We start from the raw sequence: 7,892 nt of genomic DNA, 5'->3' as shown, positions 1-7,892 counted from the left end.
TAGAAGAAATCAGTCAAACATTAGGTCTCGATCGTCGTTCTGTCCAAAAGAGCTTTGACTCATTGACCAAACAGCTGACAAACAATCAAGAAGAAAAAAACGAGATCCTAATTGCCAAACACGGATCCGGGTATAAATTCAGCGGCACCAAAACAGACTATAAACGATTGACGAGTCAGTTTTTAGCATCCAATCCTTTTTTTCAACTACTTAAAACCTTGCTGCTGCAAAATGAGATCAACTTGATCCAATTTTCTGCTAACAATTTTTTCTCTGAATCGACTGTTCGTAAAAGAATTTATGAATTAGGAAACGCATTGACTCCTCTTGGCTTTTCTTTGCGAAAACAAAAAGGCATGATCCGATTGATTGGCAACGAAGCAAGAATCAGATATTTTATGGTTGCCTTCTTTTGGCGAACATTCTCTGGGTTGCAATGGCCGTTCAAGGGACTCTTGCAAAAAAATGTGAAACGATCGCTCAAGAATTCTATCAGAACAACCAGATTCCTTTCAATAAAATCGAATTGAAAATGACGACGTATATTCTTGCCGTCACTATTTTACGTTTTCGTAAAGGTCAGTCGATAAGAACGGATTCATTGGAAATGCAGCCTTCTCTCGCGGGTGAAGATTTACAGTTGTTTCAACAGGTGACTAATCTGGACACCAACATATTCACTCATTTAGCAGATGAACTTTTCAAACATTTCTTGTTTCCAGAAAACGAACAGCGTTTTTGTTTTTTCTGGTTGCAATCAAATTTCGACCGTACTTTTAATGAATCTCAGCTAGCGAGCTATTTTTCAATGAATAATCTGAAGAAAACACCCACTGCCATTCAAGAAGTGATTGCTTCGATGACTGCACATTATGGAGAAAGCCCGTTAGTACCTTCTAAGAAAAATCTGATTTTGAATACTATTTTAAACGGCATCCTATCCATTGAACTTTTTGGAAAAACCAATTATTCTTTAGCAGGTTATGATACTGCCCAATTTCTCTCGGATCATTTCCCGGAACTGCAAATGCAGTCGGAAAAACTTTTGGAACAGACCAACTTGTATCACGATAAACCACTCAATCGCAATGGTCTTGCGCTGCATGTCGCAACCGCTTGGACACAAGTAGTGTCTCCAGGAGCATTTCAGAAGCGAATCAGAATCAAACTGGAGACAGATTTACCTTTAGCTGTTTCACTGACAATAAAAAAACTGATCAAAATGCCTTTTCAAGGCTTTTATAATATTGATATTCGCGAACACTTTGACCAAGAGGCATATGATCTTTGCTTAAGTACCACACCGTTGACTGAAACCTTTGAAAAAGTCCCTGTATTACTGATCAATGCCCAAATCACACTACCTGATTTGTTGGCGATCCATCAAGCCCTCGAGGATCTGACCCAGCAAAATCGTCCGCACCATTGAAACTCAAGCATGCAGTTAGTCATTGAGAAAAATAGGAGATCCTGCTCCATCCCCCATCTTGCTACAGCATTCGTTAGTTCCAGTTGGTGATTGTTGCAGAAAGACGATAATCTCTTATCTGATGCTGACAAAGAATCGTATAAGCAATCTGTCACTATTCCAAATTGGCTGACAGATTGTTTTTTTTACTAGTAATCAGATGGTCTTGATAGATAATCTACAGTCAAAGTATTTTTTTCACTACAATTTCTTTTCAAGCAGCACTTCCCTGAATAGCTTCACACCTTCGAACAATCGGCTCTCAACCTGCTATCATTCTCATAAATACTTTTCTGATTAATTTTTTGAAGAATCAACCGATTCTTATTATTAGGGACACTTGCAACAAAGAAAGAAGGAGGTTGAAACTAAGAAATGTTTCTACAATTGAAAGTTGATTGTTGAGTTAGTTGGTTTGGTCATTTGTTGACTACTTCAATGTTTTGGATAGAGCCAGTCAATGAAAAGGCAAAATGATAACGCGGATTTTTTGTCTGAAGCAACAAATGATTGCCACTCCTCCCAACTATTCAAATCTCATGAGATTCATTAACGCGCTACCCCACGTTTTTATTATTTCTATATGTAAGGAGAACAGATGAGTGTCCAGAATCGATGATTATTTAAAACAACAAATGCAGCAATCCACAAAGCAAACCGTGGAAAAAGATTTTTTTTTAGGGCACTCCCCTAACGAAATCATCTATTTCATCACAATCCATGAATTATTAAGATCCCCTGATCAGTTATGTCATAAACTAAAAGACCAAATTTCGGAGAGGGACGCAAAGGTCGTGATCAATGGAAATATCTACGATCATGCCCTTATCAAAGTGCTAAAAGCTGTCATCGATCTGAAGGCGGATTATTCAGTCATCGTCCGCGATGGCTTTAGAGAATATAACAGAAATCTTCACAGTAGTGAACAAGTTGGTTTGCTCGTTGTCAAGTCAGATAAATAGAAAACTGCTACCTCTCAAAAACAGAGGTAGCAGTCGTCTTTCCACCAAACGATAACTACGATTGATTGCTCGTTGCTTCATTTATTCTTTCAAAGATTGCTTTCTTTCCGATTATGTTGACGATAAAAGCTGAGAAAAATGATTGCATATAACACCGCTGTAAAACCAGTAACGGCAATCGAATTTGTGATCAAAATCCCCAGAAATAGCAAGACGAGGGAAATGATCGCCAAACTTAAATAGCCTTTACGAAAAAGATTCTTTTGCTTAATGGCTAAGACGAAAGCGGCCAGACTGATCAATAGCCAGATTAAAAGAACAGTGTAGGAAAGAGAACCAGCTAAATAGCCAAACAATTTGTCTCCTAAAAAATAGGAAAGCACAACACCTAAGTATAGCGTTCCACTACAAAACATGATTGCTCGTTGCGGGACACTATTTTTATTTAAAGCAATAAATTTATGCTTAGCATTGCCATTGTTGCTCAGTCGGAAATACAGGATTCGCGAAGACGCATAGATCCCTGAATTGATCGAAGAAAATAAAGCCAAGATAATCACCAAATTCACAATGTCCGACGCGAAAGGCAAATGGATCTTTTGAAAGACCATCACGAATGGACTCACATTCGGATCCGCTAACTGATTCCACGGGTAGATAATCAGTAATAGAAACAACGGAATAATATAAAAAGCCGTGATCCGTGTCATGACCCCTCTGATCGCTTTAGGGATCGCTTTTTTCGGATTTTCTGCTTCACTGATTGTGATTGCCACTAATTCTGAGCCACCATAGGAATAAATAACTACTAGCAATGAGTTGATAAAGCCTTGAATTCCATGAGGGGCAAAACCACCATGGTCAGTGATTTGACTAAAGGTCGGCAAGAAGCCAATATCAAGTAGTTGTGTGCCGACTAGATAGATTCCAATAATGATCAACGCAATCACTACGCTGATTTTTGCCCAGGAGAGCCAATACTCCGTTTCTGCAAACAAACGTACAGAGAAAAGATTAATGGCTGTTGTTAAAAGCGCCAAAATCAAAACAAAAACCCACGCCGGAATATTGGGAAACCAAAGCTGCAAAAAGCTGGCAGCTGCCACTGCTTCAGCAATGATATTGATCATCCACATCGACCAGTAAAGCCAATCGATAAAATCAGCCGTATGCAACCCCAGATACGGTTGGACCAATCCAGAAAGGCCATGCTGCTTTTGATCTTCTAGAACCAGCTTTCCAAGTCCTGTCATCACCATAAATAAAATAAGTCCACAAAAAATAAAGGCGAGTAATACCGAAGGTCCGGCTAAGTCGATCGCTTCTCCACTTCCTTTGAAGAGACCAGCGCCAATCGCTCCGCCAAGAGCCATCATAGTAATGTGGCGAGTTTTCATTTGTCTTTTTAATTGATTTTCTTCTTTCATATGATCCTCCTTGTTTCTCTGATAGGCGTAAATGAAATCAATCAAAAAAATCATCATTTTTATAACTGGTTTCAAAAAAATAACGGAGCTAAGCTCCTTGCCCAGATCATACACAGTTAAATAACCTATTGCAACTAAAAAATGAAAAAACAATCTATTTTTTCTGAAAATTCTATTATATTCTAATCTTTTTCAGTCCCTTCAAAGAAACGTTCTTATTCTATCAAAAGGGTGACAATCCGTTAACAAACAAAACACGTTTTTCCACTTCAATAAAAGCAGAAAAACGTGTTTCAACGGCTGGAAAGCAGCTGGTTTTTTGGCCAAATTAGCCAAAACAGCTTTACAGTGTTTCAATCAAATCCAGTGGATGATCAATGAAAAAGTCCGGCCTAGTAGCTAATAAGGCTTCTTTCGTATGGCTTCCCCATGCAACAGCAACAGTGCCTACACCGGCTGCCTGCCCCATCTCGATATCAAAGGTCGCATCACCAATCATCCTCACCTCTTCTTTATGCAACCCATGATTTTTCAAAATTATGGTTATCCCTTCAGGATGCGGCTTATAATGCATCACTTTATCCGATCCGATAGTCTCTGCAAAAAAAGCGGCAATGCCTAATCCCTTCAAATTTCGATTCAATATATCGGTTTTCTTACTGGAAACCACAAAACAGTTGATGCCTTGCTCTTTAAGAAATGCCAGTAATTCAGGGATACCATCGAACACCTTGAGCAGCTTTTCTTCAAAAAAGTGATAATGGCTTCGAAAAATAGTGAGAAGTTCCATTAATTCCTCTTCAGATAATTGCCTGTTTGCCATCTCTAGAAATGATTTTTCAATAGGAATCCCCATGTAGTATTCGATCGTTTTCTCATCAGGAACCATTAGACCTATGTCGCTAAATGCTTTTTGCGTTGCCAATATTCCACATTCTCTAGAATCACCTAGTGTCCCATCAAAGTCAAAAATCAATCCCTTGGTTCTCATTACTTACTCCTCCTTCACGATCAAAAAGTTTTATTCATCGTATCCTATTCTTTGATAGAAAACAATCATTGGCTTGTTACTGGCTCGTCTGAAAAATGTAGAGTGCAAGCAGAATTTAGCCCTAAGTATCGATCACATCTGGTAAATAAAAAAGAAATCGAACTTTTTTTCAAAAAAATCAAAAATATCTGTTGACCTTAGAACGACTCTAACCTTTATGCTGAGTATGTAAAGAATATGGAGGGAAAAAGATGAAACATTGGCACAATTTAGAAATCGAAGCAGTACGATCAGAAACGAGTACCGAACTGATCACCCCGGAGACACGTACAGATTATCAAACAACATATGGGAAAAATAGACTCACTGCTTCAGAAAAAACACCCGAATGGAAAAAGTTTCTTTCATACTTTAATGACGCACTGATGTATGTCTTGATCGGTGCCGCTGCTTTGAAGTTTATTACAGGAAGTTTTATTGAAGGAGCAATCGTTTTATTAGTTGTTATCTTGAATGCTCTGATCGGTTATTACCAAGAAAGAAAAGCAGACGAATCGTTATCGAGTATCACAAAACTTCTCAGCTCAAAAGCAACTATCGAAACCAAAGATGGTAGAATTTCTATCGATGCCGAAGAGCTAGTTCCTGGCGATCGCGTCTATTTGGCTCCAGGCGATATTATCCCTGCTGATTTACGAATCGAATCCGTGAGTGAATTGAAGATCGATGAGTCGATTTTGACAGGCGAACCTGATGCCGTCGTGAAGACCGTCACTCGCTTAGATGAGCAGACAGCTTTAGCGGATCGAACCAATATGGCTTACTCTGGAACGCAAGTCCAATCAGGGACAGGAAAAGGCATCGTCGTCGCGATTGGTTCCGAAACTGAGATTGGCAAAATCAATGCATCGCTAGCATCGATCGAAGTGAAAGAAACACCTTTACTGAAAAAGGTCAATGAAATGAATCATGCGATCTTTAAAGGAATTGGACTGTTCATTTTCTTGCTTGGACTGATCAGCTATTTCATTTACGATATGAGCATCTTGTATATCGTCTCAGCGATTATTGCGCTGATTGTCTCTTCTATCCCTGAAGGCTTACCATCAATTTTGTCAATCATTCTGTCTTCCGGGGTCAAAAATATGTCTCAGCAAAATGCGATCGTGAAAGGATTGCCTACGGTAGAGACACTTGGGTCTATGACGGTAATTTGTTCTGATAAGACCGGAACTTTGACTAAAAACGACATGACGTTAACTACTTTGTTTGCAAACAATCAAGTGATCGATGTGTCGAAGACAAACCAAGGAGATTCCCCAAAGAATGAACTGTTAGCTGAAATCATGCAAAATTGTCAAGAAACACAAAGTGTAGATGATATTCATTGTCCGGTGACAGGAAATGCGACTGAATTGGCATTATTGAAATGGACAAATCGAATTGGCGTTCAACGAATAGAAAGTGTAGAGACGTTGCCCTTTGATTCAAAATACAAATATATGGCTACAAGTCATATAATTAATGGCAAGAAACGTATTTTTGTCAAAGGCGCACCGGATGTCATTATGACGAAAGTTTCCGCAGCTCATATCGATGGAACTATGCAAAAATTTGATCGCCTGCAATGGGAACAAGTCAACTCATCGCTTGCTTCTGAAGGTCAGCGAGTGATTGCTTTTGCCTACAAGGATGTGGCAAACGATGCCGTCTTAACCCATGATGAAATAAATGATCTAGTAATGATCGGACTAGCAGGGATTATTGATCCGCCGAAAGAGTCCGCGTTAGAAGCCGTTTCAGACTGCAAGAAAGCGGGTGTCAGAGTAGTAATGATTACCGGAGACCACCCAACAACAGCCAAAGCGATCGCTCAGCAACTAGGAATCAATCATGCTGATCGAGCAATTACTGGTACTGAATTGGATCGCTTGTCAGCAGATGAATGGCACACAGTTGTGAAAAATACCAATATTTTTGCCCGTACAACTCCAGAACATAAACTTCAAATCGTGACGTCTCTACAAGAACAAGGTGAGATCGTAGGGATGACAGGTGATGGCGTGAACGATGCACCCGCACTTAGAAAAGCCGATATCGGTATTGCTATGGGGATCAAAGGGAGCGACGTAAGCAAACAAGCGGCAGATATGATTCTGATCGATGATAATTTTGCGACAATTGCCAAAGCGATTAGAGAAGGTCGCAGAATTTTTGATAATATAAAAAAGACAATCCTCTTCTATTTGCCGACTTGCTTGGCACAAGGTCTATTACTGATCGTCTCCATGTTGGGAAACATGCCTTTGCCATTGACCACCGTTCAAATTCTCTGGCTTAATCTTGTCGCGTCCATCACGCTTTCTTATGCGCTAGGCTTTGAACCAGCGCACAAAATGATCATGAACCGTGCGCCTCGAGACATGAATGAGAAAATCATTTCCAAATATACGTTGTTTCGAATCCTGTACGTTGGTATCCTTTTGACCTTTTTTGGATTCCTTACCATGAATTTATTCAGTGATGAAGCCACAAGACAAACCGTTCTCATCAATGCGATTGTTTTTGGTCAGGCATTTTACATGCTAAATTGTCGTGAGATCACTGGGTTTGCCTTCAGTAATAGAATCAAGCAAAACAAAGCCTTGATCTATTCATTGCTAGTTATGGCCCTGTTACAATTAGCTATGGTTTATTTCCCGCCGCTGCAGAGAATCGTCCAAACAACTTCATTAAGCTTGAACAATATGCTGATAAGTATTCTTCCTGCTTTTTTACTGTTTCTTTTAGTCGAATCGGAAAAGCACATTACTCGAGTGATTCTGAATGAAACCTATTCTGAGCAGTTCAATTCATTAGAATAACAAGCAATAGCAAACTTTCCCCAGATGAATGCGACTTTTACTAGTATTGATACTATTGGCCTTAACCACTAGTTCAAATAGTATCTAGACATTTAGGGAAGAGACGACGATTGCGTTCGGGGATGACTAAAAAGCGACGTGGCGAGCCTATAAATAGTTGGCTCGTCACGTCGTCTACTT

At 39.5% G+C, this 7,892-nt stretch carries 6 protein-coding genes; 4 read left to right on the top strand and 2 right to left on the bottom strand.

Features of this window, described 5'->3' with window-relative positions; translation table 11 throughout:
• The 3 genes from AB5Z52_RS05630 to AB5Z52_RS05620 form a co-directional block, all read left to right on the top strand.
• Positions 1-530: helix-turn-helix domain-containing protein (locus AB5Z52_RS05630; RefSeq protein ID WP_368266841.1), on the top strand; the 530-nt coding region annotated here is incomplete at its 5' end.
• Positions 413-1,429, top strand: a complete 1,017-nt coding sequence (locus tag AB5Z52_RS05625; protein WP_368262199.1) for a hypothetical protein — start codon at positions 413-415, stop codon at positions 1,427-1,429. The genes AB5Z52_RS05630 and AB5Z52_RS05625, both read left to right, overlap by 118 nt.
• Before the next feature lie 641 nt (positions 1,430-2,070).
• Positions 2,071-2,430, top strand: a complete 360-nt coding sequence (locus tag AB5Z52_RS05620; RefSeq protein WP_368243576.1) for a hypothetical protein — start codon at positions 2,071-2,073, stop codon at positions 2,428-2,430.
• A gap of 89 nt (positions 2,431-2,519) precedes the next feature.
• Here the strand turns inward: AB5Z52_RS05620 and AB5Z52_RS05615 are convergent, their stop codons facing one another.
• Positions 2,520-3,857 (bottom strand): amino acid permease, encoded by a 1,338-nt coding sequence (locus AB5Z52_RS05615; RefSeq protein WP_288551558.1) that lies wholly within the window; start codon positions 3,855-3,857, stop codon positions 2,520-2,522.
• Between the two features lie 343 nt (positions 3,858-4,200).
• Positions 4,201-4,848: an HAD family hydrolase gene (locus tag AB5Z52_RS05610; protein WP_288551557.1), complete on the bottom strand. Its 648-nt coding sequence runs from the start codon at positions 4,846-4,848 to the stop codon at positions 4,201-4,203.
• A 251-nt stretch (positions 4,849-5,099) separates the two neighbouring features.
• Between AB5Z52_RS05610 and AB5Z52_RS05605 the strand changes: the two genes are divergently transcribed.
• Positions 5,100-7,712: an HAD-IC family P-type ATPase gene (locus AB5Z52_RS05605; protein ID WP_288551556.1), complete on the top strand. Its 2,613-nt coding sequence runs from the start codon at positions 5,100-5,102 to the stop codon at positions 7,710-7,712.
• Positions 7,713-7,892: the final 180 nt, after the last annotated feature.

Origin of the sequence: Enterococcus sp. RTP21361st1_A6_RTP21361_211029, assembly GCF_040910045.1 — a bacterium.
Classification (GTDB): Bacteria; Bacillota; Bacilli; order Lactobacillales; family Enterococcaceae; genus Enterococcus_D; species Enterococcus_D gallinarum.
The sequence above is the reverse complement of the archived record's forward strand: the minus strand, read 5'-3'. Positions and strand labels throughout refer to the sequence as shown.

Coding starts and splice junctions, on each gene's coding strand:
- AB5Z52_RS05605 (WP_288551556.1), top strand. CDS start 5,100: ATGAAACATTGGCACAATTTAGAAATCGAAGCAGTACGATCAGAAACG.
- AB5Z52_RS05615 (WP_288551558.1), bottom strand. CDS start 3,857: ATGAAAGAAGAAAATCAATTAAAAAGACAAATGAAAACTCGCCACATT.
- AB5Z52_RS05610 (WP_288551557.1), bottom strand. CDS start 4,848: ATGAGAACCAAGGGATTGATTTTTGACTTTGATGGGACACTAGGTGAT.